22 protein-coding genes are annotated in these 26,323 nt (G+C 73.8%); 11 read left to right on the forward strand and 11 right to left on the reverse strand.

Translation table 11 applies throughout. From position 1 onward, the window contains the following. Nucleotides 1-54 precede the first annotated feature (54 nt). Nucleotides 55-2,100 (forward strand): penicillin acylase family protein, encoded by a 2,046-nt coding sequence (locus BLW47_RS12825; protein WP_091555994.1) that lies wholly within the window; start codon nucleotides 55-57, stop codon nucleotides 2,098-2,100. Then, the gene (locus BLW47_RS12830) at nucleotides 2,090-2,650 is read left to right on the forward strand and encodes a GNAT family N-acetyltransferase (RefSeq protein ID WP_091555996.1); all 561 of its coding nucleotides are present in this window, start codon (nucleotides 2,090-2,092) and stop codon (nucleotides 2,648-2,650) included. The genes BLW47_RS12825 and BLW47_RS12830 overlap by 11 nt, the downstream gene beginning before the upstream one ends. A gap of 53 nt (nucleotides 2,651-2,703) precedes the next feature. Here BLW47_RS12830 and BLW47_RS25605 read toward each other — a convergent pair whose 3' ends face one another. After that, nucleotides 2,704-3,204: a DUF6069 family protein gene (locus tag BLW47_RS25605; protein WP_091555999.1), complete on the reverse strand. Its 501-nt coding sequence runs from the start codon at nucleotides 3,202-3,204 to the stop codon at nucleotides 2,704-2,706. Nucleotides 3,205-3,613: 409 nt separating this feature from the next. On the opposite strand from BLW47_RS25605, the gene BLW47_RS12840 reads away from it, so the two are divergent. The 5 genes from BLW47_RS12840 (at nucleotide 3,614) to BLW47_RS12860 (ending at nucleotide 8,598) form a co-directional block, all read left to right on the forward strand. After that, nucleotides 3,614-4,363 (forward strand): S1 family peptidase, encoded by a 750-nt coding sequence (locus BLW47_RS12840; RefSeq protein ID WP_091556002.1) that lies wholly within the window; start codon nucleotides 3,614-3,616, stop codon nucleotides 4,361-4,363. A 312-nt stretch (nucleotides 4,364-4,675) separates the two neighbouring features. After that, nucleotides 4,676-4,903, forward strand: a complete 228-nt coding sequence (locus tag BLW47_RS12845; RefSeq protein WP_091556003.1) for a heavy-metal-associated domain-containing protein — start codon at nucleotides 4,676-4,678, stop codon at nucleotides 4,901-4,903. After that, entirely contained in the window at nucleotides 4,900-5,853 is a 954-nt protein-coding gene (locus BLW47_RS12850) for a hypothetical protein (RefSeq protein ID WP_091556005.1), read from the forward strand. Before BLW47_RS12845 ends, BLW47_RS12850 begins: the two co-directional genes overlap by 4 nt. Continuing rightward, a complete protein-coding gene (locus tag BLW47_RS12855; RefSeq protein WP_425435395.1) occupies nucleotides 5,850-8,135 on the forward strand; it encodes a heavy metal translocating P-type ATPase in 2,286 nt (761 codons plus the stop codon). Before BLW47_RS12850 ends, BLW47_RS12855 begins: the two co-directional genes overlap by 4 nt. A gap of 61 nt (nucleotides 8,136-8,196) precedes the next feature. Next, nucleotides 8,197-8,598 carry an ASCH domain-containing protein gene (locus BLW47_RS12860; RefSeq protein ID WP_091556716.1) on the forward strand — a complete coding sequence of 134 codons (402 nt, stop codon included), beginning with the start codon at nucleotides 8,197-8,199 and terminating at the stop codon, nucleotides 8,596-8,598. A 107-nt stretch (nucleotides 8,599-8,705) separates the two neighbouring features. Here BLW47_RS12860 and BLW47_RS12865 read toward each other — a convergent pair whose 3' ends face one another. The 4 genes from BLW47_RS12865 to BLW47_RS12880 all read right to left on the reverse strand — a co-directional run bounded on the left by BLW47_RS12865 (nucleotide 8,706) and on the right by BLW47_RS12880 (nucleotide 12,660). Next, entirely contained in the window at nucleotides 8,706-9,173 is a 468-nt protein-coding gene (locus BLW47_RS12865) for a hypothetical protein (RefSeq protein WP_139307275.1), read from the reverse strand. Between the two features lie 195 nt (nucleotides 9,174-9,368). Further along, entirely contained in the window at nucleotides 9,369-10,460 is a 1,092-nt protein-coding gene (locus BLW47_RS12870; RefSeq protein WP_091556008.1) for an alcohol dehydrogenase catalytic domain-containing protein, read from the reverse strand. After that, nucleotides 10,457-11,881 (reverse strand): aldehyde dehydrogenase family protein, encoded by a 1,425-nt coding sequence (locus BLW47_RS12875; RefSeq protein ID WP_091556718.1) that lies wholly within the window; start codon nucleotides 11,879-11,881, stop codon nucleotides 10,457-10,459. Before BLW47_RS12875 ends, BLW47_RS12870 begins: the two co-directional genes overlap by 4 nt. Nucleotides 11,882-11,976: 95 nt before the next feature. After that, entirely contained in the window at nucleotides 11,977-12,660 is a 684-nt protein-coding gene (locus tag BLW47_RS12880) for a TetR/AcrR family transcriptional regulator (protein WP_091556010.1), read from the reverse strand. 122 nt (nucleotides 12,661-12,782) lie between these two features. On the opposite strand from BLW47_RS12880, the gene BLW47_RS12885 reads away from it, so the two are divergent. Genes BLW47_RS12885 through BLW47_RS12895 form a run of 3 tightly spaced genes read left to right on the forward strand, consistent with a single transcriptional unit; the run spans nucleotide 12,783 to nucleotide 15,596 of the window. Beyond that, on the forward strand, nucleotides 12,783-13,934 hold the full coding sequence (locus BLW47_RS12885; protein WP_091556011.1) for an acyl-CoA dehydrogenase family protein: 1,152 nt from the start codon (nucleotides 12,783-12,785) through the stop codon (nucleotides 13,932-13,934). Between the two features lie 19 nt (nucleotides 13,935-13,953). Continuing rightward, entirely contained in the window at nucleotides 13,954-15,126 is a 1,173-nt protein-coding gene (locus tag BLW47_RS12890; protein ID WP_091556013.1) for an acyl-CoA dehydrogenase family protein, read from the forward strand. Continuing rightward, entirely contained in the window at nucleotides 15,123-15,596 is a 474-nt protein-coding gene (locus tag BLW47_RS12895) for a MaoC family dehydratase (RefSeq protein ID WP_091556015.1), read from the forward strand. Before BLW47_RS12890 ends, BLW47_RS12895 begins: the two co-directional genes overlap by 4 nt. 27 nt (nucleotides 15,597-15,623) lie before the next feature. Here BLW47_RS12895 and BLW47_RS12900 read toward each other — a convergent pair whose 3' ends face one another. Beyond that, on the reverse strand, nucleotides 15,624-18,050 hold the full coding sequence (locus tag BLW47_RS12900) for a putative bifunctional diguanylate cyclase/phosphodiesterase (RefSeq protein ID WP_175543611.1): 2,427 nt from the start codon (nucleotides 18,048-18,050) through the stop codon (nucleotides 15,624-15,626). A 232-nt stretch (nucleotides 18,051-18,282) separates the two neighbouring features. On the opposite strand from BLW47_RS12900, the gene BLW47_RS12905 reads away from it, so the two are divergent. Next, nucleotides 18,283-19,941 (forward strand): tetratricopeptide repeat-containing diguanylate cyclase, encoded by a 1,659-nt coding sequence (locus BLW47_RS12905; RefSeq protein ID WP_245736615.1) that lies wholly within the window; start codon nucleotides 18,283-18,285, stop codon nucleotides 19,939-19,941. Between the two features lie 137 nt (nucleotides 19,942-20,078). On the opposite strand, the gene BLW47_RS12910 is transcribed toward BLW47_RS12905, so the two are convergent. The 5 genes from BLW47_RS12910 to BLW47_RS12930 all read right to left on the reverse strand — a co-directional run bounded on the left by BLW47_RS12910 (nucleotide 20,079) and on the right by BLW47_RS12930 (nucleotide 26,317). After that, on the reverse strand, nucleotides 20,079-20,798 hold the full coding sequence (locus BLW47_RS12910) for a prepilin peptidase (RefSeq protein WP_091556020.1): 720 nt from the start codon (nucleotides 20,796-20,798) through the stop codon (nucleotides 20,079-20,081). After that, entirely contained in the window at nucleotides 20,795-21,709 is a 915-nt protein-coding gene (locus tag BLW47_RS12915; protein WP_139307278.1) for a type II secretion system F family protein, read from the reverse strand. Before BLW47_RS12915 ends, BLW47_RS12910 begins: the two co-directional genes overlap by 4 nt. Continuing rightward, nucleotides 21,709-23,622: a type II secretion system F family protein gene (locus BLW47_RS12920; protein WP_175543612.1), complete on the reverse strand. Its 1,914-nt coding sequence runs from the start codon at nucleotides 23,620-23,622 to the stop codon at nucleotides 21,709-21,711. The genes BLW47_RS12915 and BLW47_RS12920 overlap by 1 nt, the downstream gene beginning before the upstream one ends. Before the next feature lie 104 nt (nucleotides 23,623-23,726). Beyond that, a complete protein-coding gene (locus BLW47_RS12925) occupies nucleotides 23,727-25,154 on the reverse strand; it encodes a TadA family conjugal transfer-associated ATPase (RefSeq protein WP_091556722.1) in 1,428 nt (475 codons plus the stop codon). Nucleotides 25,155-25,156: 2 nt separating this feature from the next. Next, complete coding sequence (locus BLW47_RS12930; protein ID WP_091556026.1) at nucleotides 25,157-26,317, reverse strand: CpaE/TadZ family protein; 1,161 nt, start codon at nucleotides 26,315-26,317, stop codon at nucleotides 25,157-25,159. Nucleotides 26,318-26,323 lie beyond the last annotated feature (6 nt).

Genomic DNA, 26,323 nt, shown 5'->3' on the forward strand with positions numbered 1-26,323 from the left:
CGGCGTGGCTGGCCCTCGCCTAGGTTAGGTAGCCCTAACCTATGAGGGGGTCGCGTGGGCCATCAGGTCTTCCGGGACCCGTGGGGGATCCCGCACCTGCGGGCCGACAGCCCGCGGGAACTGGCCTTCGCGCAAGGGCACAACGCGGCGACGGACCGGGCGTGGCAGCTCGAGGTGGAGCGCCACCGGGCGTGCGGCAGCACCGCCTCCTTCCTCGGCGGCGACGCCGTCGGCTGGGACCGCTTCGCCCGACAGGTCCGGCTCGACGACACGGCCCGACGCTGCTACCACAACCTCGACCCGGCGACGAGCGCGTGGGTGGGCGCATACGTCGACGGGGTCAACGCCGGCCTCGCCGCCGGCGCGCGACGGGCGCCGCAGTTCGCCGCCACCGGACTCACCCCCGGCCGGTGGGACCCGTGGACGCCGCTCGGCGTGTGGCTGTCGCACCACATCCTCTTCGCCGGTTTCCCGGCCAAACTGTGGCGTACGGAGGTCGGCCGTCGCCTCGGCGCCGACGCGATCGGCCTGTTCGCCACCGATGGGCCAGCCACGTCCGGCAGCAACGGCTGGCTGCTCCCCGGCCGGCTCACCGCCACCGGCGCGGCCCTGATCGCCGGGGACCCGCACCGGTACATCGAGGATCCCGGCATATACCAGCAGATCCGGCTGGCCTGCCCCGAGTACGACGTGATCGGCTTGGCCGTGCCCGGGACGCCGGGGATCGCTCACTTCGGGCACGCCGGGACGGTCGCCTGGGGGATCACCAATGCCATGGCCGACTACCAGGACCTCTATGTGGAGCGCCTCCGGCGCTGCGGGTCGACGGTCGAGGCGCTCGGCCCGGAGGGTTGGCGACCCGCGGCGGTCCACGTCGAGACCGTCGAGGTGGCGAACGCCGCGGCGGTGCAGGTGGAGGTCATCGAGACCGCGCGGGGGCCGGTCATCATCGGCGGACCCGACGCGGATGTCGCGATCAGCCTCCGCTACCCGCCCCGGGTGCGGGGTGAGCTCGGGTTCGACGCGCTGCCCGCCCTGCTCGCCGCCCGCTCCGTCGCCGACGTGGACCGCGCGTGCGACCGGTGGGTGGAGCCGGTGAACGTGGTGCAGGCCGCGGACACCGGGGGCGGGCTGCTGCACCGGGTGGCGGGAGCGGTGCCGGTTCGGCACGCCGACAACGGACTGCGGGTCGTACCGGCCTGGCGCGCGGAGCACGAGTGGCGCGGATGGCACGGCCCGATGCCGCGCGAGGAGGTCGACGGCGCCGCGGTGATGGCGAACCACCGTGGGCTCTCCGCGCCGCTCGGCGTCGAGTTCGCCGCGCCGCACCGCGCCGAGCGGATCCGGCAGTTGCTGGGCGGGTCGACGGACTGGTCCGCCGGGGAGATGGCGGCGATCCACACCGACACCCACCTGGCATCGGCCGAGCCGCTGCTCAAGCTGCTGGCCGGGCTGGACGGGCTCACCCCGCGCGCCGCCGAACTGCGCGACCGGCTCAACGGCTGGGACCGGCGCATGGAGGCCGACAGTGTCGACGCCGGGTCGTACGCCGCCGTGCGCGCGGCGGTGGTGCGCCGCCTCGCGGCCGACCCGGCGCTGCGCCCGCTCGCCGACCCGCCGCCGTACCCGGAGCTGTTCCGGCCCTGGCTCGCGCTCGCCCCGCGGATCGCCTTCGCGCTGGAGACGCTGCTGACCGCCGCGGGCCTGTCCGCGGTGGACGTCGCGGCTGTGGTGCGTGCCGCGATCGAGGACGTGGCCGGGCGGCCGCCGCTGCGCTGGGGCGAGGTGCACCGGCTCGCGCCGTGGCAGGCGCTTCCCGACCCGACGGAGCGGTGGCCGGGGCTGGCCGGCGACCACGACTGCGTGCTGGCCACCTCGAGCGTCCCCGGCGTCACCGACGACAGCGTTCGGGCGCCCGCGGCGCGCTACGTCTGGGACCTGTCCCGCCGGGACAACAGTCTGTGGATCGTTCCGTTCGGCGCCTCCGGCGTGCCGGGCGACCCGCACCACCGGGACCAGCTGCCGCTCTGGCTGCGCGGCGACCTCGTTCCGGTCACCACCGACTGGAATCAACTCACGGAGGAGCGGCATGACGACTGACCCCACCTGTTTCCGCCGGTCGATTGACGGTTTCGGTGAGGTGCATATCCGTCCCGTGGAGCCGGCGAAGGACGTCGGGCTGCTGCACGACTGGGTCACCCGGGAGCGGGCCCGGTTCTGGGGCATGCGCGACGCCAGTCGCGAACGGGTGCTGGAGATCTACGAGTACCTGGACTCGCTCTCCACCCACCACGCGTATCTGATCCACCGGGACGGCCACCCGGTGGCGCTCTTCCAGACGTACGAGCCCGCGGCGGACCCGGTGGGGGAGTGCTACGACGTGCGACCCGGCGACTTCGGGATCCACCTGATGATCGGCCCTCCGGACGGCGGCACCGAGCCGGGCTTCACCGCCACCATCCTGGACACGTTCCTCGCCTTCGTGCTGAGTGACCCGAGTCGGCGGCGCATCGTCGCCGAACCCGACGCCCGCAACGACAGGGCCATCGCCCGGCTGATGCGCGCGGGTTTCGTTCCGGGGCCGCAGATCGACCTGCCGGAGAAGCGGGCCCAACTGCTCTTCCTGGACCGCGCCGCCCCGGCCGGGTGAGAACCCGTCCGATTGCCATGTCCCCGGTTTTCAGCCTCAACCGCTGTCGGAGGTCAATGCGGCTGGCCGACCGTGGCCGCGCGGGGTAGTCCGGCTATCAGAACGGCTGCGACCGTGGTGTGCAGCAGGGCCAGGACGGTGATGTTGGCCCCGCTGAAGCCGGGCATCTGCCAGGGGAGCGTGACCAGGAACACCACGACCGCGATGATTGTCCAGATGAGCGCCGCGCGGCGCTTCGCGAACGTCTCGAGCACGGCGAGAAGGGCCCAGCCGGCGAGCCCGGCGAAGAGCGCGGCGAAGATCACCGCGCCGACGGTCAGGTCCGTCTTCTCGTCCGAGCCGTACTGCTTGGGCACAGAGACATCGGCGCCGAGGACGGGAACGGCGATGACCCAGACCAGGGTCGCCGCGACGACGCCCGCCAGTACGACGATGGCGCGATTACGGACCCGTACGCCCCGCCGCGGCGTGGATGGGGGCTGTTCCCGATGGAGGCTCTGTTCCTGGCTGAGGTTCTGTTCCGGACTGATTGGCTCCTGCTGCTTTTCGGACATTGCTGCCTCCTACAGATCCACGTCGGTCGGACAGGGACGAGTCTGCAACCTCGACTGCGATTGAGGTCAATGCCACCTCCTGAGAAAACACGGCGGGTGCCGTCAAATGAAATGGTCGACCATCGTCATGCGCCGGCCCCGGACGCGGGGATCGCCTCCGTCGCGGTGTGTGCGTGCCGGAAGGTCGCTGTCGCCGTCGAGCGTCATCGCGCGGTGGTAGGGCGGAACAGGTATACATCGAGACACTGAAATACGTCGAGGCTGACGATAGCGTATCCCTCGGGTGCCCACGGCTCCATCCCCCACACCGCTCCGGTCCCGCCGGCGACGCCGACCCCCGAGATCGTCAACCCCTGCGATCGCGGCGTATGCCGACGTGCCCGACCCCGGCAGAGAAGGACACGCAACGATGAAGGCACACGCTCTCCTCGCCCGGCTGCTTCTGGTGGCCGGCTTCGCGGCCGCCGGGCTCGCCGCGCCGGCCGCGGCCAGCGCCGCGCCCTCGGGCCCCGACGACATCGGCATCCTGGTCGTCAACGGCCGACCCGCCACCGAGAACTATCCGTTCCTGGTGTACGTCTCCGGCTGCACCGGTTCGCTCATCAAGGCCAACTGGGCGGTGACCGCCAAGCACTGTTCGACGCCGGGCTCCGTGCGCGTCGGCAGCGTCAACCGCACCAGCGGCGGCACCGTGGTGGGCGTCGCCCGCGCGGTCAACCACCCGTCCATCGACGTCAAGCTGCTGCAGCTCAGCAGCGCGGTCTCCTACGCGCCGGCGCCGATCCCCACGACGGCCGGCGCGGTCGGCACGGCGACCCGGATCATCGGCTGGGGCCAGACCTGCCCGACCCGGGGCTGCGGCGGCGCGCCGGCCGTCGCCAACGAGCTCGACACGTCGATCGTCGCCGACAGCCGGTGCGCGGGGATCAACGGCCCGTACGAGATCTGCACCAACAACACCAATGGCAACGCGGGTGCCTGCTACGGCGACTCGGGTGGCCCGCAGGTGCGCCGGATCAACGGAGTCTGGAACCTGATCGGCGCCACCAGCCGGTCCGGCAACGGCAGCCCGACGTGCGCGACGGGTCCCTCGATCTACGAGGACCTGCCCGCCATCCGCTCCTGGATCAACACGCAGGTCGGCGGTCTTCCCGCCTGACGGACGGACCCGTTCCCTCGTGACGGCGGCTCCCGGCGCGTCCTCGGTGTTCCCTACCGAGGCGCCCGGGAGCCGCCGTCGCTCCGCGTCCACCTCGGCCCCGCCTCCGGCGAGGCCGAGGGCGCAAAACGGGCGTGATTGCCGACCGCCGCCGCGGCTGCTCGTTGTGCAGGTCACAGCGCCGGTGCGGCGGGTCCCCGCTTTACCGGTTACCGGGAGGGGGTATATGATCTCCAACGGGTACCCCCCAGGGGTAAGCAATCGGACAGGGGATCCGGCGCGAGGGCGCCGACGCGATAGAAGGAGCCGACCATGGCCACCACCGCCCGCTACACCGTCTCCGGCATGACCTGCGGCCACTGCGTCTCGGCGGTGACCGAGGAGCTCACCGCGCTGCCCGGCGTGCGCGACGTCGACGTGGCGCTCGTCGCCGGCGGCGTGTCCACGGTCACGGTGACCAGCGACGCCCCGCTGGACGAGCCCGCCGTCCGCGCCGCGGTCGACGAGGCGGGGTACGAGTTGACCGGAGCGCAGGCATGAACCTCGGCGACGCCCCGGTGAAGCTCGGGGCGTACGCCGGTGGACTCGCCCTCGTCTTCGCCGCCGCCTTCGCCGCCGGCGGCGTGATCGATCCGATCGCCACGCCCGCACCGGGCGGCGCCCACGGCGCGACGCCGGAGGAGGGCGCGGCCCACCCGGGTGCGGCGGATCCGGCCGGCGGGCACGTCCCCGCCGCCCCCGCCGGGCTCGCGGTCGCCGAGCGCGGCTACGCCCTGACCCCGGCGGCCACGACCGTGCCCGCCGGTGACCGGGTGCCGTTCACGTTCACCATCACCGCCCCGGACGGGGCGCCGGTGCGGGACTTCACCGTTTCGCACGAGAAGGAGCTGCACCTGATCGTGGTCCGCCGTGACCTGACCGGGTTCCAGCATGTGCACCCCGCCCGCGACGCCGCCGGCACCTGGAGCGTCCCGCTGGACCTGTCGGCCGCCGGCACGTACCGGGTGTTCGCCGACTTCACCCCCGCCGCGCTCGGGGACGGGCTCACCCTCGGCACCGACATCGCCGTCGCCGGCGGGTTCACCCCGGCTCCGCTGCCGGCGCCGGCGGCTACCGCGATCGTGCAGGGGTACGAGGTCCGCATGGAGGGGACGCCGCAGGCGGGACGGGAATCGGAGCTCACCTTCACCGTGCGCAGGGACGGGCGGGAGGTGACCGATCTGCAGCCCTACCTCGGCGCGTACGGGCACCTGGTGTCGCTGCGCGACGGCGACCTCGCGTACCTGCACACCCACCCCGGGCAGGAGGCGCACGCCGGCGAGCCGGGCGGTCCGCAGGTACGGTTCACCACCACCTTCCCGACCGGGGGCGCGTACCGACTCTTCCTGGACTTCCGGCACGGCGGCGTGGTGCGCACCGCCGAGTTCACGGTGCTGCTCGGCGACGGGGCGGCGCACGCCTCGTCACGCCAGGAAGGAGAACCCTCGTGACGTCCACCTCCCCGGTCGGCGGATCGGGCAGCGCCCGGACCGCCGACGCGGGAAACATCATCGAGCTGTCCATCGGCGGCATGACCTGTGCCTCCTGCGCGGCGCGGATCGAGAAGAAGCTCAACCGGATGGACGGGGTGAGCGCGACCGTGAACTTCGCGACGGAAAAGGCGAAGGTGACGTACGCCGGCACCGTCGCGCCGGAGGACCTGGTGGCGACGGTCGAGGCGACCGGCTACACCGCCACCCTGCCGCAGCCGCCCCGCGCCCAGGCCGCGCCGGCGGACGAATCCGACCCGCTCACGCCGCTGCGGCACCGCCTGGTGACCAGCCTGGTGTTGACGCTGCCGATCATCGCGTTGGCGATGATCCCGGCGCTGCAGTTCGAGTACTGGCAATGGTTGACGCTGACGCTGGCCGCGCCGGTCGTCACCTGGGGCGCGTGGCCGTTCCACAGGGCCGCCTGGACCAATCTGCGGCACGGCGCCGCGACCATGGACACGCTGATCTCGCTCGGTGTGCTCGCCGCCTTCGGCTGGTCGCTCTACGCACTGTTCCTGGGCGGCGCCGGCGAGCCGGGCATGACGATGGCGTTCACCCTTGTCCCCGCCCGCGGCTCCGGCGCGGAGGAGATCTACCTCGAGGTCGCGGCGGCGGTGACCCTGTTCATCCTCGCCGGCCGCTACGTCGAGGCACGCGCCAAGCGTCGCTCCGGCGCGGCGCTGCGCGCGCTGCTCGAGCTTGGAGCCAAGGAGGTCGCCGTGCTGCGCGGCGGCGCCGAGACCCTCATCCCGGTCGACCAGCTCGCCGTCGGGGAGGAGTTCGTGGTCCGGCCCGGCGAGAAGATCGCCACCGACGGCACCGTCGTGCACGGCACCAGCGCCATCGACGCGGCGATGGTCACCGGCGAGTCCGTGCCGGTCGAGGTCGGCCCCGGCGACAGCGTCGTCGGCGCCACCGTCAACGCGGGCGGCCGGCTGATCGTGCGGGCCACCCGCGTCGGCGCCGAGACCCAGCTGGCGCAGATGGCGCGCCTGGTCGAGGAGGCCCAGCACGGCAAGGCCGCGGTGCAGCGGCTCGCCGACCGGGTGTCCGGCGTCTTCGTGCCGATCGTCATCGCGCTGGCGGTGGCGACGCTCGGCTTCTGGCTCGGCAACGGCGCCAGCGCCGAGGTCGCGTTCACCGCCGCGGTGGCCGTGCTGATCATCGCCTGCCCCTGCGCCCTCGGCCTCGCCACGCCGACCGCGCTCATGGTCGGCACCGGGCGCGGCGCCCAGCTCGGCATCCTGATCAAGGGACCCGAGATGTTGGAGTCGACCCGCCGGGTGGACACGATCGTGCTGGACAAGACCGGGACCGTGACCACCGGCCGGATGGCGCTGGTCGACCTCGTGCCGGCCCCCGGTGAGCGCGCCGAGGAGCTGGCGCGGCTCGCGGGAGCGGTGGAGGATGCCTCGGAGCACCCGATCGCCCGGGCGGTCGCCACCGGCGCCCGTGAGCGCCTCGGCGCGGGGCTGCCCGCGGTGGACGAGTTCACCAGCACCGAGGGGCGCGGCGTCTCCGGCCTGGTGGAGGGACACGCCGTGCTCGCCGGCCGGCTCAGCTGGTTGGAGCAGGAGTGGGCGCTGACGCCGCCGGCCGAGCTGCGCACCGCCGCGCAGGCGGCCGAGGAGCAGGGGCGTACGCCGATCTGGGTCAGCTGGGACGGCCGGATCCGCGGCGTGCTCGTGGTGGCCGACACCGTGAAGCCGACCAGCGCGGAGGCGGTCGCCCAGCTGCGGGCGCTCGGCCTCAAGCCGGTGCTGCTCACCGGCGACAACCCGCGGGCCGCGGCCGCAGTCGCCGCCCGGGTCGGCATCGCCGCGACCGACGTGATCGCCGAGGTGCTGCCGGCGGAGAAGGTCGACGTGGTGCGCCGGCTGCAGGGCGAGGGGCGCGTGGTCGCGATGGTCGGTGACGGCGTGAATGACGCCGCCGCGCTGGCCCGGGCCGACCTCGGGCTGGCCATGGGCACCGGCACGGACGTCGCGATCGAGGCGTCCGACCTGACGCTGGTCCGCGGCGACCTGCGGGCGGCCGCGGACGCGATCCGGTTGTCCCGCGCCACGTTGCGCACGATCAAGGGCAACCTGTTCTGGGCCTTCGCCTACAACGTCGCGGCGCTGCCATTGGCGGCCGCGGGGTTGCTCAACCCGCTGATCGCGGGCGCCGCGATGGCCTTCTCCTCGGTCTTCGTGGTCACCAACAGCCTGCGACTGAGGCGCTTCAGGGGATTGAACTGACAACGGCGCCGGCCGGCACGCGCAGCGCGTGCCGGCCGGCGCGTTTGTGGAGGAGAGCGACATGTGGCCACGGGTTGACGGACTGCGCACGCTTGAGCTCGGCACACCGGGGCGGGTGCGGCGCGAGCTCACCGACCTGGTGCTCGCGGGGACGAAGACCGCCACGGCGGGCCTGCTCGACGCGGACTACGTCGCCGAGGGCGAGGCGTTGGAAACCATCGGTGAGCGGCAACTGGTCATCGACGACGGTGGGAGTGCGGTGGCGACCATCGAGATCACAACGGTCGAGGTGGTGCCCTTCGCCGACGTCAGCGACGAGTTCGCGCGGGCCGAGGGGGAGGGGTACGGCGGCCACGACGACTGGGCGCGCACCCACCGGCGCTACTGGGAGGCGCTCGGCCACACCATCGAGGACGCCACGGCGGTGGTCTGCGTCGAGTTCCGGGTGCTGTCGCGGCCGTGAGCGCGCGACGGCGACGCCGGGGGTCCCGGCCGCGCCCGCGATCGATCAGGGACCCGGTTCCGCGACCGGACATTGCTGGAACCAGGTCCCTGATCGACGGCGTGGGGTCAGCGGGCGGCGGCGCCGAACGTGCGGGTACAGGCGTCGCCGAGCGCGAGTTGAGCGCGGGACAGCGCGAGGTTGGCGTCGATCGGGTCCTGTCCGGCCGCCTTCTCGACCGCGGCGATGAGGTTCCGGCCGGCGGTCACGATCTCTGAGTGCACGGACCGCCCGGCGAGCTCGCCGAGCTCGCGGTTGGCCCCGGGATCGAAGGTGGTCGCGCCGAATCCCCGCAGCCGTTCGCAGGCGTCCAGGCCGGCGGCGTCGTTGACGTCGGCGGGCGGGGTCGGGGCGCCCACGGTGGCGCGGGGCTCGCCGTCGGCGGCGTCCGGCGGGGTGGAGTCCGTCCCGCTGGCGAGCAGGACGCCGGCGCCGGCCACGGTGACGGCGCCGACGGCGATCACGGTCCAGAGCCAGGCGCGGCTCCTGCGGGGCTGTGCCGGTGCGTGGTGGGGCGGAGGGTAGGGGTGGGTCACGGCGCGCCTCTTTCGCCACGATGGTCGTCCGGGACAGGGTCGGGCCACCGCGGCGGAGGGGTTGTGGCGCTGCGGGCCGGCGGTGACCGACCGCGATCATATATGGACATGCAGCATTGGATGCGGAGTGCGGACGGGCCGCGATCCGAGGCGATAGGCACCGGATTGCCCGCCCGGACGCCGTCGGCGACCCGGTCAGTCCTCGAAGACCACGACGGAACGGGCGCCCTCGCCGCGGATCATCCGGTCGAAGGCCGCGGGCGCCGCGTCCAGCCCGATCCGGTCGGTGATCAGCGGGGCCAGCTCCAGCGACCCGTCCAGGACCGCGCGGGCCAGCTCGGGGACCTCGCGGTCGGGGTCGGAGGAGCCGTACACCGACGAGCGCAGGGTGCGGGCGGAGTGGAAGATGTCGAGCGCCCCGAGGGTGAGCTCGTCGTCCCTGGCGCCCATCCCGACGACGGTGACGTGGCCGCCGCGGCGCGCGCTGCGCCAGGCGGTACGGATCGTGGCCGCCCGTCCGACACACTCGAAGGCGTGGTCGACCCCCCGCCCCTCCGTGAGTTCCCGGATGGACTTCGACAACCGGTCGTCGGCGAGCAGGAACTCGGTCGCGCCGGCGGCGCGCGCCAGCGCGGCCTTGGCGGAGGAGACGTCCACCGCGATGATCGGACCCGCTCCGGCCGTGCGGGCGGCGGTGAGCGCCGCCAGCCCCACCCCGCCGAGGCCGATCACCGCGACCGAGTCGCCGGCCGCGACGGCGGCGGTGTTGCGGACCGCGCCGACCCCGGTGAGCACCGCGCAGCCGAGCAGCGCTGCCTGGGCCCACGGCAGCGCGTCCGGCACCGGGATCACCGCGGCCTGCGGCACGACGACCTCCTGCGCCAGCGCGCCGAGCCCGAGCGTGACGTGCAGTGGGACGCCGTCCTCGGTGTGGCCGCGCGCCACCGCCGGCCCACCGGAGCTCGCGCAGAGCCACGGCTCATCGTGGCGGCAGAACCAGCACTGCCGGCAGGCCGGCGCCCAGTTGAGCACCACGTGGTCGCCGGCGGTGACCCGGTCGACCCCGTCGCCCACCTCGGTCACCACGCCCGCGGCCTCGTGCCCGAGCACGAGTGGGAACGGCGGCGCGAGGGTGCCGTTGACCATGGACAGGTCGGAGTGGCAGACCCCGGCGGCCCGGATCCGCACCCGGACCTCGCCCGCGGCAGGCGGCGGGAGCGTCACCTGCTCGATCGCGAGGTCCCGGCCGGTGCCGCGGGCGACCAGGGCGCGTACCGGCGCGCTCACCGCTGGATCGCCTTCGTCTGCAGGAACTCCAGCAGGCCGTGTTCACCGAGCTCCCGGCCGACGCCGGACTGCTTGTATCCGCCGAACGGGGCCAGCGGATTGAACGCGCCGCCGTTGACGTCCACGGCGCCGGTGCGCATCCGGCGCGCGACGCCGAGGGCGCGCTCCTCGTCACCCGACCAGACCGCGCCGGCGAGGCCGTACCTCGAGTTGTTGGCGATCGCGACCGCCTCGTCGTCGTCGTCGAACGGGATGACCGCCAGCACCGGGCCGAAGATCTCCTCCTGCGCGACCGTGCCGTCCGGGTGGACGTCGGCCAGCACCGTGGGAGCCACGAAGTACCCGTGCGTGGGCACGTCGCCGTCGAGACCCCCGGTCACCAGCCGCGCGCCCTCGTCGAGGCCGGCCCTGATGTAGCCGCGCACCCGGTCGCGCTGCGCCGCCGAGACCAGCGGGCCGAGCCGGGTCGCGTCGTCGAAGGGATCGCCCGGGGCGTACGCCGCCGCGGCCCGGCCGGCGAGCTCCACCGCCTCGTCGTAGCGGCTGCGGTGCACCAGCATCCGCGTCCACGCCGTGCAGGTCTGCCCCGAGTTGAGGAACGCGTTGCCGACGCCGACCTTGACGGCCCTGCCCAGGTCCGCGTCGTCGAGGATGACGTTGGCGGACTTGCCGCCCAGTTCGAGGGCGACCCGGGCGATCCGGTCGGCGGCGAGCTGGCCGACGCGTCGCCCGGTGGCGGTGGAGCCGGTGAACGAGACCATGTCGACGTCGGGGTGGGCGGCGATCGCCTCGCCGACGACCGGGCCGGTGCCGGGAACGAGGTTGACCACGCCCGGCGGCAGGCCGGCGGAGTCGATCGCGTCGAAGAGCAGGTAGGCGACGAGCGGGGTCAGCTCGCTGGGCTTGAGCACCACGGTGCAGCCGGCGGCGAGCGCCGGGGCGAGCTTGGCGACGATCTGGTGCAGCGGGTAGTTCCACGGCGTGATCGCGCCGACGACGCCGATCGGCTCGCGCACAACCAGGGAGTTGCCGATGGTCTGCTCGGCCGGTGGCCGGCCGGCGAGCTCGACGTAGCCGCGCAGCACGGTCAACGGCAGGCCGGCCTGCACCCGGGTGGCGACCTTCATCGGGGTGCCGAGCTCCGACGCGACGGTCCGGGCGAGCTGCGCGGCGCGCCCGGACAGCGCCGCGTGCAGCCGGTCGAGGTGGGCGGCGCGGTCGGTCGCCGGCAGGACGGCCCAGCTGTCGAAGGCGGCGCGGGCCGCCGCGACGGCGCGGTCGACGTCGGCGGCGGTGCCGGCGGGCACCCGCGCGATGATCTGCTCGGTGGTGGGGTTCTCGACCGGGATCGTTTCGGTGCCCAGCGGGGGCGCCCACTTCCCGTCGATGTAGAGCGTCGTGCGGTCGGCTACGAGATCCATGGCGTCCTCGGCGTCGAGCGGCCCGGCTGGCCGCACGGGAACTGGCGGCGACCAGACGTGTCCACGCCGGAGTCGGCGCGGCCGTCGGGAAACTATCAGTGCAAGTTTTGACTGTAGTACGCGTCCGGCTCGGGCGGGAGGGGCGGGAGCGGGCCGACGACGGTCTCGTAGATCCGCCCCAGGCCGTCGATGAGGGCGTCCAGCCCGAGCGCGAACGCCCCCTCGTCCACCTGCTGCTGGTGCTCGGCCAGCCGGTGCGCCTGCGTCAGGTGCGGGTACTGCTCGGCGTAGAGCTGCGGGTCCTCGACGAAGCCGCGGGCGAACGAGCCGAGCGCGGAACCGGCGACGAAGTAGCGCATCGTTGCGCCGATGTGGGTCGCGCGGGCGGGCGGCCAGCCGGCGTCGACCAGTGCGCCGTAGACCGCGTCGGCCATCGCGAGTGCGGCCGGGCGCCGCCCGGGCCCCTGGGCCAGGAACGGCACGATGTTCGGGTGGGCGGCGAGCGCCGCGCGGTAGGAGTGTGCCCAGAGCCGCAGCGCGGTACGCCAGTCGTGCCGCCCGAAGACGGAGATGTCGACCCGGCCGGTGATCGAGTCCGCGACCGCCGCGAGGATCTCCTCCTTCGTCGCGAAGTGGTTGTAGAGCGAGGGTCCGCGGACGCCGAGCTCGGCCGCGAGCCGCCGGGTGGAGAGCGCGGCGAGTCCCTCCGCGTCGACGAGCGCGGCGGCGACCTCGATGATCCGTTCCCGGGTCAGCAGGGCCTGGCGGGGCCGAGGCATGAGCGAACCTCCTTGATCTGGAACTCTGCCACACCGGGGGCTGGACGGAAGAAAACTTGCACCGCTAGTTTAATGGCGAGAACCACCCCGACCCCCGAAGACGAGGCACTGGTGGGACACCGATGAATCTGGAACTGTCGCCGGAACAGGCGGCCGTGCGCCAGCTCGCCGCCGAGTTCGTCGACCGCGAGGTGGCGCCGCACGCCGCCGAGTGGGACCGGCGCGAAGCCGTCGACCCCGGCATCGTCGGCGCGCTCGGCCGGCTCGGCTTCCTCGGCCTGACCATCGACGAGGAGTACGGCGGGTCCGGCGGCGACCACCTGGCGTACTGCCTGGTCCTCGAGGAGCTCGGGCGGGGTGACTCCTCGGTCCGCGGCATCGTCTCGGTCTCGCTCGGGCTGGTCGCGAAGTCCATCGCCGGATACGGCACCCCGGAGCAGAAGCGGGCGTGGCTGCCCCGGCTGACCGCCGGCGAGGCGCTCGGCTGCTTCGCGCTGACCGAGCCGGGCACCGGCTCCGACGCCGCGTCCCTGGCGACCCGGGCGGTGCGCGACGGCGACGACTGGGTCATCACCGGCTCGAAGATCTTCATCACCAACGGGACGACGGCCGACGTCGCGCTCGTCTTCGCCCGCACCGGCGGCCCCGGACACCGGGGCATCACCGCGTTCCTGGTGCCGACGGACGCCGCCGGCTTCGGCCGCCGCGAGATCCACGGCAAGCTCGGCCTGCGGGGGCAGGCGACCGCCGAGATCGATCTCGACGGCGTACGGGTGCCGGACGCCGCGCGGCTCGGCGCGGAGGGCAAGGGCTTCTCGATCGCGATGGCGGCGCTGGCCAAGGGGCGGATGTCGGTGGCCGCCGGCTGCGTCGGCATCGCCCAGGGGTGCCTCGACGCGGCGGTCGGCTACGCCGGACAGCGGGAGCAGTTCGGCAGGCCGATCGCCTCGTACCAGCTGGTCCAGCGGCTCATCTCGAACATCGCCGTGGACACCGCGGCGGCCCGGCTGCTCGTGTGGCGGGTCGCCGATCTGATCGACCGGGGTCAGCCGTTCGCCACCGAGTCGTCGATGGCGAAGCTGTTCGCCAGCGAGGCCGCGGTTCGCGCGGCCAACGACGCGCTCCAGGTCTTCGGCGGGTACGGCTACGTCGACGAGTACCCGGTCGGCAAGTACCTGCGCGACGCGCGCGTCACCACCCTCTACGAGGGCACCAGCCAGATCCAGCAGCTGCTCATCGGGCGCGCCCTCACCGGGGTCAACGCCTTCGCCTGACAGTTTTCGGGAGGACACAGTGGACTTCTCGCTCAGCGAGGAAGAGAAGGCGATCCGGGAGACCGCCCGGACCTTCATCCGCAAGGAGGTCATGCCGCTGGAGCACGAGGTCCTGCGGCGCGAACGTAACCATCAGCCGTCGCTGGACCGCAGCGAGCTGCGCGAACTTCAGCTCAAGGCGAAGAAGTTCGGCTTCTGGGGGCTGTCCACGCCCGAGGAGTACGGCGGGATGGACCTGCCGGCGGTCATGCAGTCGCTGATCTGGACCGAGATCGGGCGTTCGTTCGTGCCGTTCCGGTTCGGCGGCGAGGCCGACAACATCCTGTTCTACGCGAACGAGGAGCAGAAGAAGGAATTCCTGATCCCGACCATCGAGGGTGAGCGGATCTCCTGCTTCGCCATCACCGAGCCGGGCGCGGGGTCGGACGCGGCGAACATCAAGCTCAGCGCGCGCCGCGACGGCGACGACTGGGTGCTCAACGGCGAGAAGACGTTCATCACCAACGGCAACGACGCGGACTTCGCGATCGTCGTCGCGGTCACCGACCGGGAGAAGGGCGCCCGCGGCGGCGGCACGACGGCGTTCCTGGTGGACCGCGAGATGGGCTGGCGGTCCGAGTTCATCCAGACGATGGGCGAGGGCGGGCCGGCGTCGCTGATCTTCGAGAACGTCCGGGTGCCGAGCCGCAACATCCTCGGCGAGATCGGCCAGGGCTTCGAACTCGGCATGCAGTGGATCGGCAAGGGGCGCTACACGATCCCGTCGCACGCGCTCGGCATCGCCGAGCGGGCGCTGCAGATGGCGATCGACTACGCCAACACCCGCGAGACGTTCGGCCGGCCGATCGGCGTCAACCAGGCGATCCAGTGGATGATCGCGGACTCGGAGACCGAACTGGAGGCGGCGCGCTGGCTGGTGCTGCGCGCCGCGTGGACCGTCGATCAGGGCATGGACCCGCGGCACTCCTCGTCGATGGCGAAGCTGTACGGCGCCGGCATGGTCAACCGGGTGGTGGACCGGGTCCTGCAGATCCACGGCGGCATGGGGTACACCCGCGAGCTGCCCGTCGAGCGGTGGTACCGCCAGGTGCGGCTCTACCGGATCTTCGAGGGGACCGACGAGATGCAGCGGCTGATCCTCTCCCGCGACCTGCTGCGCGGCTACACCATGATCGGCGGGCACCTGGCATGAGGACGTTCGCATCGCCGGCGGAGCTGATCGCCGCCGTGGGCGAGACGATCGGGCCGGGCCCCTGGCACCCGATCGAGCAGAGCCGCGTGGACGCGTTCGCCGGGGCGACCGGCGACCACCAGTGGATCCACACCGATCCGCAGCGCGCCGCCGCCGGGCCGTTCGGCGGCACGATCGCGCACGGCTACCTGACGCTGTCGCTGATCCCGTGGCTGATGCGCGACCTGTACACGGTGGCAGGGGCGCGGATGGGCGTGAACTACGGGCTCAACAAGGTCCGCTTCCCGGCGCCGCTGCGCACGGGCCGGTCGGTCCGCGCCAGCGCGACGATCGCGGAGGCGACCCCGGTGTCCGGCGGGGGCGTGCAGCTGGTGGTGACGGTCGTGATCTCCAGCGACGGCGGGGAGAAGCCGGTCTGCGTCGCCGAGACGGTGAGCCGGGTGTACTTCCCGGAGGAGCCGACGGCCTGACCGCCGACCGGCCCACCCGGAGGGTGATCACACCGTCGGGACGAGTCCCTGATCGACGGGACCCGGGCCGGCGGGTCCGGAGCGGACGGAGGCCGGCGAGGCGAGGGCCCGGGTCAGGTCGGCGGCGGGCATCGGGCGGGCGAAGTGGTAACCCTGCGCGAGGCGGCAGTCCATCTGCCGCAACGCCCCGGCCTGCTCGGCGGTCTCCACCCCCTCCGCGACGGTGTGTAGGTCGAGCGTGTGGCCGAGCTGGAGGATGGCCCGGGTGAAGGCGGCGTTCTCGGCCGACTGCTCGGTGTCGCCGGCCACCGCGGTGAACGCGCGGTCGATCTTCAGGATGTCCACGGGCAGTTGCCGCAGGTAGGACAGGGACGAGTAGCCGGTGCCGAAGTCGTCGACCGCGATCCGGATGCCGTGCTGCCGCAGCCGCTCCAGTCGCTCGATCACCGAGGTGGTCTCGGCGGCGCCGGCGGCGACCAGCGCGGTCTCGGTGATCTCGAGGATGAGGCCGGACCCCGGCAGGCCGCTGCGGCGCAGCGCGTCCAGCACGGTCTCCGGGAAGTCGGGCTCGCGCAGCTGTCGACCGGAGACGTTGACGGCGACGCCGACGCCGTACCGCTCGTGCCATGCGCGGGCGTCGACGCACGCCTGGTGGAGCACCCAGGCGCCGATCGGCACGATCAGCCCGGTCTCCTCGGCGAGCGGGATGAAATCGGCCGGCGAGACCGGGGCGCCGCCCGATGGGGTCCAGCGCAGCAACGCCTCGACACCGATCACCGCGTCGTTGGTGAGGTCGATGACGGGCTGGTAGTTCAGCGTGAACTCCTGCCGCTGGGTGGCGTGTCGCAGCCCCGTGGCGATGCGGGTCAGGTCGAGCTGGTTGGCCCGCAGCTGAGGGTGGTAGAGCGCCACGCGGTTCTTGCCGCCGCTCTTGGCCGCGTAGAGGGCCAGGTCGACGTCGCGCAGCGCGTCGGCCGCGTCGATCGCGCCCGTCAGGGGGAGCAGCCCGATGCTGGTCGTGAGGTAGAGATCGCGGTCGGCGACCCGGAAGGGCGCCTGCAGCGCCGTGACGACGCGCTCCGCGGTGAGCGTGGTCTGCTGCGCGGTCCTGCCCTCCAGCAGGATCGCGAACTCGTCGCCGCCGAGCCGCGCCACCGTGTCGGACTCGCGCACGTGCCCCGACAACCGGTGCGCCACCTGCACCAGCAGCTCGTCGCCGACCGGGTGGCCGTAGCTGTCGTTGATGTCCTTGAAGCCGTCGAGATCGAGCAGGAGCAGCCCGCGCGGGGCGTGTGGCCCGCCGGCCGGGCGTTCCAGGTTGCGCTGCAGCAGCGTGCGGTTGGCGAGATTCGTCAGCGGGTCGTGCAGCGCGTAGTGGCTGAGCTGGTCCTGCAGCAGCCGCTGCTCGTGCAGGGCCCGCCCGAGCTGCGCGGCGTGGGCGTTGAGCTCGGTGGCCCGGCGGTGCGCGACGGCGGCCACGATCCCGAGTCGGAGCACCGACAGCACCGAGACGGTGGCCGCGATCAGAGCGATGACGAGCAGGTGTGCCCACCGGTCCGGCGTGGTGCGCGCCGCCGCGTAGACGGTCAGCACCGAGGCGACGAAGGCGCTGACCGTGAAGATGATCAGTCGGCCCCGGCTCGGCACCGGCTCGTCGGACTCCGACAGGTCCGTCGTGCGCGCCATCGAGGGATGCAGCGCGGCGGCACCGAGCAGCGCGCTCCACAGGTGCCAGCCGGTGTGCGCCGCGGGGTGCCCGTACACGTCCTGGATCTGCAGCAGGGTGGCGGCGTCGGAGGCCAGCAGCGCGCCGAACGCGACCAGCAGCAACGCGAACGACGCCGTGTGCACCCGGGTCGTCAGGAGCAGCCGCAGCGCCATCACCAGGAGGATCAGGTCCAGCAGCAGCCGGGTGACCGTCACCGCGAGCTGCCCGTTGTGCGGGACGTGCGCCAGGCTGCGCTCGACGAAGAGCACCCAGGCGAGCGCGGCGAGACCGCCGCCGACCACCCCCGCGTCCAGCAGCCCCTCCCATCGCGACCGGCCGTGCCGCTGCCGGACGAGGGCGGCCAGCCCGAGCGCCATCAGCGGATGCACCAGCAGCGGAAGGGCGTCCCGGGCCACCGGGGTGCCGAGCCCGTGCTCCTTCAACTGCCACCACACGACGTGGGTGATCGCGGACACCCCGATGCCGGCGGCGAAGAACCACCAGGCGCGGCCGGTGGCGGGCCGGTGGTGCCGCAGGCCGAGAACGATGGCGGCGAGCCCGACGAGTTCGACCACGGTGAACAGGCCGCCGGTGAGGCCGGCCGGCGCGGCGATCGCGCCGCCGCTGGTCACCATCACCGCCACCAGGTACCAGCCCATCAGCGCGCCGACGCCCGAGGCCGGCGCCCCGCGGCGCCGCCCGGCGCCGCGGGGCGCGACGTCGATCGTGGTCCCGCTCTCGCTCATACCGGAGTTGTAGTCGGACCGGGTGCGAGCTGCGCAAGCGCCGGGGTGCAGAACGGGAGCAATCCTCCGAACGGCACCGCGCCCGGACGAGATCGGCTGGTAGAACGCGAAGACGCTACTGTCAGTAAACGCTCCGTTGCTGTCCGCGCCCGAATTGCAACCGTATCGACAACCGCGCGGCATCCCGGCCCCGGCAGCGTGACAAGTCTGGCCGACCGGAAAGGCAGGCGTGGTGACCATAGAGGCAACGGCGCGCGAGGCGCCGTCGACTCCCGCTGACGATCGCGGCATCGTGCCCGTCGCCGAGTTGCTCGCGGCGCTGTCGATCGGGACGCCCTGCTCGGCCGAGGCGCTGGCCGCCGCGCTGGTGGAGATGGAGTCCGTCCCGCCGATCGGGTTCCGCACCGTCGGCGCCCCCGCCCAGTACGCCGAGCGGCTCGCCGTCGAACTGGGCCGCCCCGACCTGCGGATGCGCGCCCGGCTGATCCAGGCCGACGTGCTGCTGCGCGAGGGCGCCATCGCCGAGTCCGGTCGGGTCGGCCACGAGGTGCACGCGTGGACGCTCGAGCACGGCGACGACTATCTGGTCGCCCGCAGCCACTACCACCTGGCGAACTTCTTCCGGCACGCCGGCGATTTCGCCGACGCGCTGGCGCACGCCGTGCAGGCGGTGTCGGGCACCGGTGACGACGTGCCGCCCGGCATCCGGGCCCGGCATCTGTGCACGCTGGCGATCACCCTGCACGAGAATGGCTCGGCCGAGGAGGGGTCGCGGCGCTTCCAGGAGGCGCTCGACATCGCGACCACGATCGAGGACCCGGCGCTGTCGTTGCAGGTGCTGAACAACATGGCCTACACGGCGTACGAGGCGGACGAGCCGGACGAGGCCGAGGCCCTGGCCACCCGGATGCGCGGGATCGAGTCGCGCTACGGCGTGCAGCTCGGCGCGAACTACCTCGACACGATCGCTCGGATCCAGATGATGCGCGGCCGGTACGCCGAGGCCGAACAGACGTTGCGGCCCGTTCTGGACGGCTCGGCCGGGCACCTGCTGACCGAGGGGAACGCGCTGTCCGAGTGCCTGCTGACCACGGTCGACGCGCAGCGGCTGCGCGGCGCGCTGGCTGAGGCGCAGGCGACGCTCGACGCGGCCCGGCGGGTCTGCGAGGAGCGGGGCCTGGCCAGCCAGCGCGCGCGGGTGCGTCAGAAGCAGGCCGAGCTCTTCGCCGCAACCGGCCGTTACCGGGAGGCGTACGAGGAGCACCGCGGGTTCTACGCCGACGCCCAGGCGCTGCTGTCGGCGCAGCGCGACGCGCGGGCGCGGGCGCTGCAGGCGGTCTTCGAGACCGAGGAGGCGCGCCGGGCGAGCGAGCGGTTCCGCGAGATGGCGCACCGGGACGCCCTCACCGGGCTGCACAACCGGCGTCACGTGAACGAGCTGCTGCCGGCGTTGCTCACCCGGGCCACCCAGCTCGCCGCCCCGATCTCGGTCGCCCTGCTCGATCTCGACCACTTCAAGCGGGTCAACGACACCCTGTCGCACGAGACCGGCGACGTGGTGCTGAAACAGGTCGCCCGACTCCTGGCGGGCGCCGCGGAGGGCGCCGGGGACCAGGCGCTCGCGGCGCGGCTGGGCGGCGAGGAGTTCCTGCTGATCATGCCCGACGCGGACGCGGCGACGGCGATGCGGCACTGCGAGCGGCTGCGCCGGGCGATCGGGTCGCACCCGTGGGAGCCGGTCACCGGGAAACTGCCGGTGACCGCGAGCATCGGCCTGACCACCGTGCCCGCCGGTCAGATCACGCCCTCGGCGCTGCTCGCGCAGGCCGACCGGAACCTCTACACCGCCAAGCGCTCCGGACGCGACCGCGTGGTCGGCGACCTCTGCTGACATCGGCGTGCCGGGACCGTGACCGCGGGCGACGCGCGCGCCCCCGTCGATCAAGGGCCCGGCGGCGGGGATCGCCCTTCCGCGCGCTGCCGACCCCTTGATCAACGGGGGCGACGCGCGACCGGGACGACGCGCGATCAGGCGGTAAGCGCCAGACCGGCGAGGACGCCGAGCAGCATGAACGGCCCGTGCGGCAGTTCCGTGCCGCGACCGGCCCGCCCGATCACGAGCAGCGCCACGGCCAGCAGCCCGGACAGTACGAACCCGCCGGCGGTCCCGAGCGCCGCCACCGTCCCGCCGTGCCAGCCCAGGACCGTGCCGGTGGCGAGCGCCAGCTTCACGTCGCCGAACCCCATCCCGGCGGGATAGATCAGCACCAACACCAGGTAGAACGCCGCCACCGCCAGCCCGATCAGCACCGCTCGGCCGGCCGCCGCCGGGCGGCCGTCGGTCAGCGCCGCCGCGGTGAGCAGCACGCCGGCGCCGGCGAACGCGGGCAGCGTCAACCGGTCCGGCAGCCGGTGCACCGCGACGTCGACGAAGGCCAGCACGACGCCGAATCCGGCGAGCCAGCCGTAGGCCGCCAACTCCCACGGCGTACCGGCCAGCAGCGCCACCAGCGCGAACGCCGCCGCCGCGACGGCCTCGACCAGCAGCGGCGGTGCGCCGACCGGCGTGCGGCAGCGCGGACACCGACCGGCGTACGGCGGCGTGCCACGGCGGGGCGCGGCGCAGCGGGGGCAGGCCCGCCGCCACGGCTGCCCGGCCGGTACGGCGTGCCGCTCGATCGCGCGGCGCAGCCACGGCGCGAGCAGCAGCCCGGTCAGGGCCGCCCCCGGCACCCACGCCGTGCTCATCGGGCGAACGCCGCCATGATCTGCAGCACGCCCGGTCCGAGAATGACCACGAACAGCGAGGGGAAGAGGCAGAACAGCACCGGGAACAGGATCTTGATGGGCACCTTCTGGGCCAGTTCCTCGGCCCGCTGCCGCCGCCGGATCCGCATCTCCCGGGCGTGCTCGCGCAGCACCGCGGCGATGGGCACGCCCAGCTCGCCGGCCTGGACGACGGCGGTGACGAAGGTCCGCAGGTCCGCCACGGTCGTCCGCTGTGCCAGCGCGCGCAGCGCGTCCGGCCGCGACTTGCCGATCTGCATCTCCTGCAGCACCCGCACCATCTCCCGGGCCAGCGGCCCCTTGCCGTTCTGGCCGACCTGCGCCATCGCGGCGTCGAAGCCCAGCCCCGCCTCGACGCTGATCACCAGCGTGTCGAGCACGTCGGGCAGCGACAGCAGCACCTCCTGCTGGCGCTTGAGTCCGGCGTTGTAGACCATCAGGTCGGGGGCGAAGAGCCCGAGGGCCGCGCCGACGATCGCGCCGACGATCGCGCCGGCGGCGGCGCCGAACAGCAGCCCCAGCGCCGCGCCGAGCGCCGCGCCGGCGGCGAGGGTCAGCCCCTTGAGCGGCACCACCCGCTCCACCGGCCAGCCCGGGGGATTGCCGGCGTAGTCGAGGTGCCGTTGCAGCCGCGCCACCGCGGCGGTCGGCGTCAGCGCCCGCCCGAGCCCGCCCAGTCGCCGGACCAGCGGCACGACGAACCGCTGCCGCATCGGCTGGTCGCGGGGGGCGAGGTAGCCGCCCGGGCGACGCGGGTGCGCGACGGCCATCACCCGGGCCACGTCGACCCGCGATGTCGGCGCGCCGACCAGCGTCAGCACGGCGACCACCACGGCGCCGCCCAGCGCCCCCAACCCGATCAGCAGCAGCATCACACCTCCACCCGGACCAGTTTGCGCAACCAGAGCCCGCCGATGACCATCATGACGACCGATGCGAAGAGCATCATCAGCCCCAGCGGCTGGGTGTAGAGCGGACGCAGGTAGTCGCGCCGGAACGCGAACATCCAGGCGGCCAGCACGATCGGCATGCCGAGCAGGACCAGCGCGGAGAGCCGTCCCTCGGCGGACAGGGCCCGGACGTGCCGGCCCAGCCGTGCCCGCTCGCGCATCGTGGTCACCGCGGTCTCCAGCACTTCCGACAGGTTGCCGCCGACCTCCCGCTGGATCCGGATCGCCATCACCAGCCAGGCCATGTCCCGACTGGAGTTGCGCTCACCCACGCGCTCCAGCGCGTCCTCCAGGTCGCCGCCGAGCCGCGTCTCGGCCAGCGCCCGGCCCAACTCACCGGCGACCGGCTCCTCACCCTCCCGCACCAGCGCGTCGATCGCCTGTTGCAGGGAGAAACCGGCGCGCAGCGAGCTGACCAGCAGTTGCAGCGCGTCGGGGAGCTGGTCGGCGAAGCGTCGGCTGCGTCGGGCGGCCCGCAGCCGCAGGTACTGCCCGGTGCCGATCCAGCCGGCCAGCAGGCCGAGCGGCGCGCCCAGCCACCACGGCAGCACCAGGGCGAGTAGCACCGCCGTCGCCAGCGTGACCGCCAGCCGGATGGCCTGCCATTCGGCGGCCCGCAGCGAGCTTCCCGCCCGGTCCAGCGCGAGCTCGATCCGGTCCCGGCGGCCGGGCGCGCTCACGCTGCGCTCGCCGACGGCGACGGCGGCGCGCACCATCGGCGCGCCGGGGAACGCGGCCGGGGTCGGCGCGGCCGCGCGGCGGCCGATCACGAACTGGTCCAGCGTCGCCAGCCGGCGCTGCGCCGTGCTCCGGCCGATGAGCGGACCGAACAGCAGGAATCCGCCGAGGAGGACCCCGGCCGCCAGACTCGCCAGGGCGGTGAGCAGCCCGGTCTGCCGGGCCGCGGGCGACGAGAATCGCGCCGGCCCGGCGGCGGCGCGCGGGTCCATCCGGAACGTGACCGGCGTGGTGGCGGTGGCGCTCGCCGATGGCAGCGTCACCGTGACCCGCAGCTCGGTGCTGCGTCCGCCGAGCTCCGGCGGGACCACGGCGGTCACCACGACCGGCGCGGACACCTCGGCCGCCATCGCCCGGAAGGCGGCGCGCAGCGCCTGCTGGTCGCGGGCGCGCACGGTCTGTCCGCCGGTGCGGTCGGTGAGCGACGCGAGCTGTCCGAGGTCCGCCGAGGCGCCGAACGCGACCGCGTCCACGGTGGCGCGTCCGCGGGCCAGGTCGCGCTGCAGCTCTGCCAGGGCGAGGCCGGAGGTGGTATCCGCGCCGTCGGAGAGGACCACGATGCGCCGCTCGGCGTAGCGCGCCGCCGCGGGCGTCGCGGCCGGATCCAACAGGCGGGCGGCGGCGGCCACGCCGTCGTAGAGCGCGGTGTCTCCGTCGGCCGAGATCCGCGCGACCGTGGCGGCGAAGGCGGCGCGGTCCGCGGTGGGGGCGAGCGCGACCGTGGGTCGGGTCGCGACCGTCACCAGCCCGAGCCGCACGCCGGGCGGCGCAACGGCGGCGTAGTCGGCGGCCGCGGCGCGGGCGGCGGTCAGCCGGGCGCCGCGCATGGAACCGCTCGCGTCGACCACGAGGACGACGGCGCGCACCGGCGTCGCCCGGTCCGTGTGCGCGACCTGCCGTACGGTGCTGGCGAGCTCGACGCCGTCGGCGCGGACGCCGATCCGCGCGCCGGCCAGCGTCACTCCCGGCGGCAGGTGCCGCGCGGCCAGGAAGAACTCGACCGCGCCGGTGGAGGCCTGCACGCCGGTCACGATGACGTTCGGCGACACCTCGGCGCGGGCCGGTACCGGCGCGACCCCGGCGAGGACCAGCGCCACGCCCGCCGTGGCGACCCACGCGCGCAGCGCTCCAGACGCTCGCGGCGTCAGGGCTCCACACGAGCCGGAGTACCGCGACAGGAGTCCACGATCGTTGCGACCTGTCATCGCGGGCCGGCCAGGAAGACGTTGACCGGGACGGTCACCCCGTGCGCGCTCAGCTCCTCCAGGAACCGCGGCCGCAGGCCGGTCGGCTGCAGGGTGCCCCGGAACCGGCCGCTCGGCTCGGTGCCGGCCCGGAAGTCGAAGACGAACAGGTCCTGCAGGGTCACGATCTCGCCCTCCATCCCGACCACCTCCGTGATGTGGGTGATCCGGCGGCTGCCGTCCTTAAGGCGGGTGACCTGGATGATGAGGTCCACGGCGGAGGCGACCTGCTCGCGGATCGCGCGTACCGGCAGGTCCATGCCCGCCATCAGCACCATCGTCTCGAGCCGGGCCAGCGCGTCGCGGGGGGTGTTCGCGTGCAGCGTGGTCAGCGACCCGTCGTGGCCGGTGTTCATCGCCTGCAGCATGTCCAGGGCGGCGCCGTCGCGGACCTCGCCCACGACGATCCGGTCGGGACGCATCCGCAGCGCGTTGCGGACCAGGTCCCGCGCGGTGATCGCCCCCTTGCCCTCGGCGTTGGACGGTCGGGACTCCAGCCGCACCACGTGGTCCTGGTGCAGCTGCAGCTCGGCGGCGTCCTCGACGGTGACGATCCGCTCGTCGGGGGGGACGAAGCCGGAGAGCACGTTGAGCGTGGTCGTCTTGCCGGAACCGGTGCCGCCGCTGACCAGGATGTTCAGCCGGCCGCGTACGCAGCCGCGCAGCAGCTCCGCGGTCTGCGGGGTGAGGGTCCCGAACGCGATCAGGTCGTCCACCGTGAACGGGTCGCGGGAGAACTTCCGGATCGTCAGCGACGAGCCGTCCAGCGCGATCGGCGGCACCACCGCGTTCACCCGGCTGCCGTCGGGCAGCCGCGCGTCGACCATCGGGCTGGCCTCGTCGACGCGCCGCCCCACCCGCGACACGATACGGTCGATCACCCGCCGCAGGTGCGCCTCGTCCGCGAAGGAGACCTCGGCCGGCTCCAACTGCCCGGACCGCTCCACGTAGATCCGGTGCGCCCCGTTGACCATCACCTCGGTCACGGTCGGGTCGCGCAGCAGCGGCTCGATCGGGCCGTGCCCGAGCACCTCGTCGATGATCTCCTGCCGGATCCGCGCCCGGTCGGCGCTCGCCAGCGGTGTCTCCTCGCGGGCCAGCAGCTGGGCGAGGGTGGCCCGCACCCGCCGCTCCAGGTCGTCGCCGGCGCCGAAGTCGTCGTACAGCTTCGGGCCGAGCAGCTCGGCGAGGCTGCGTTGCACCCGCGCCCGGACCTCGGCGAGCTGACCGCCGGTGGGCTGGCCGGCGGCCCGGTAGCGCTCGCCGCCGTCGGAGCGCGGCGGCTCGTCGGACCCGGTCGCCGGCGCCGGCACCGGGTCCGACTCGGAGGGCGCGGGCGCGTCGACGTCGCGGCGCCGCTGCGAGAGGTGATCGGCCAGCCCCATGCTCAGCCCCGTCGCCCGAAGACGCCGCGCCGACGGTGCGTGGTCGCCCGCCCGCCCGGCACGCACTGCGCCGCCAGCTCGCCGATCGCCCGGCTCACCGGGTGCCGCGGCTTCTCCACGGCGAGCGGCACGCCCCGGTTGACCGAGACCGGCACGTCGCGCGAGGACGGCATGAGCACGGCCATCGGGGCGCCGACGGCCCGCTCCACGTCGGCCACGCTCAGCCCGACGGCGGAGTCGGCCCGGTTGAGCAGCACCAGTCGGCGGTCGGCCGCGTACCCCAGCAGCTCGAACATGTCCAGGGTGAGCCGGATGCTCTTCAGCGTCGGCAGGTCCGGGGTGACGACGAGGACGAACCGGTCGGTGACGTCCAGCGCGGCCAGCACCTGATCGCTGAAGTACGGAGGGGTGTCGATGACGATGAAGTCGAACAGCGACCGGGCCTGCGTGACCAGCTCCGTGACGAGCTGCCGGGTCACGTGGTCGCCCTCGGCCGGCCGCGTCGGGGCCAACAGCACGTCGACGCCCGGGCGGTACGGGGTGAGCAACGAGCGCAGCCCCGCCTCGTCGAGCCGGCCGGCCATCGCGATGGCGTCGGCGATGCCGCGATCGGGCGTCAGCTGCAGCAGGATGCCCACGTCGCCGAATTGCAGGTCCAGGTCGATCAGGCAGACCCGGCGGCTGCCGCCGGCGGCGAGCGTGACCGCGAGGTTCGTGGCGACCGTGCTCTTTCCGCAGCCGCCCTTGCCGGCGAAGACCGTGACGACCTGCGCCTCGGCGCGCTCGCGGGGCGCGCCGCCCGGAGCGGGTCCGGCCTCGAGCTGCGCGGAGAGCCGCAGCGACCGTTCGGCGGCCGCACCCAGCGCCGCCGGGTCACCGGCCGGTACGACCTCGCGCAGGCCCGCCCGGATCGCCGCGGCGAGGACGTCGACCTCGACCCGGTCGCGCAGCAGCAGTACGCCGAGGGTGGGACGGCCGACCCGGTACGACTCGGCGCAGCCCAGCGCCGCGTCCAGCGGCACCGAGGGGCCGAGCACCACCAGCCGCTCGGCGGGGTCGGCGTCGAGCGCCGCGGCGAGCCCGGCGAGACTCTCCACCACCCGGACGGACTCGTCGGGCCCGCCCGGCCAGGGGCGGCGGCTGGGGTCACAGTAGACGGTCATCGCGCG

Origin of the sequence: Micromonospora pattaloongensis (assembly GCF_900107255.1) — a bacterium.
Classification (GTDB): Bacteria; Actinomycetota; Actinomycetes; order Mycobacteriales; family Micromonosporaceae; genus Micromonospora_I; species Micromonospora_I pattaloongensis.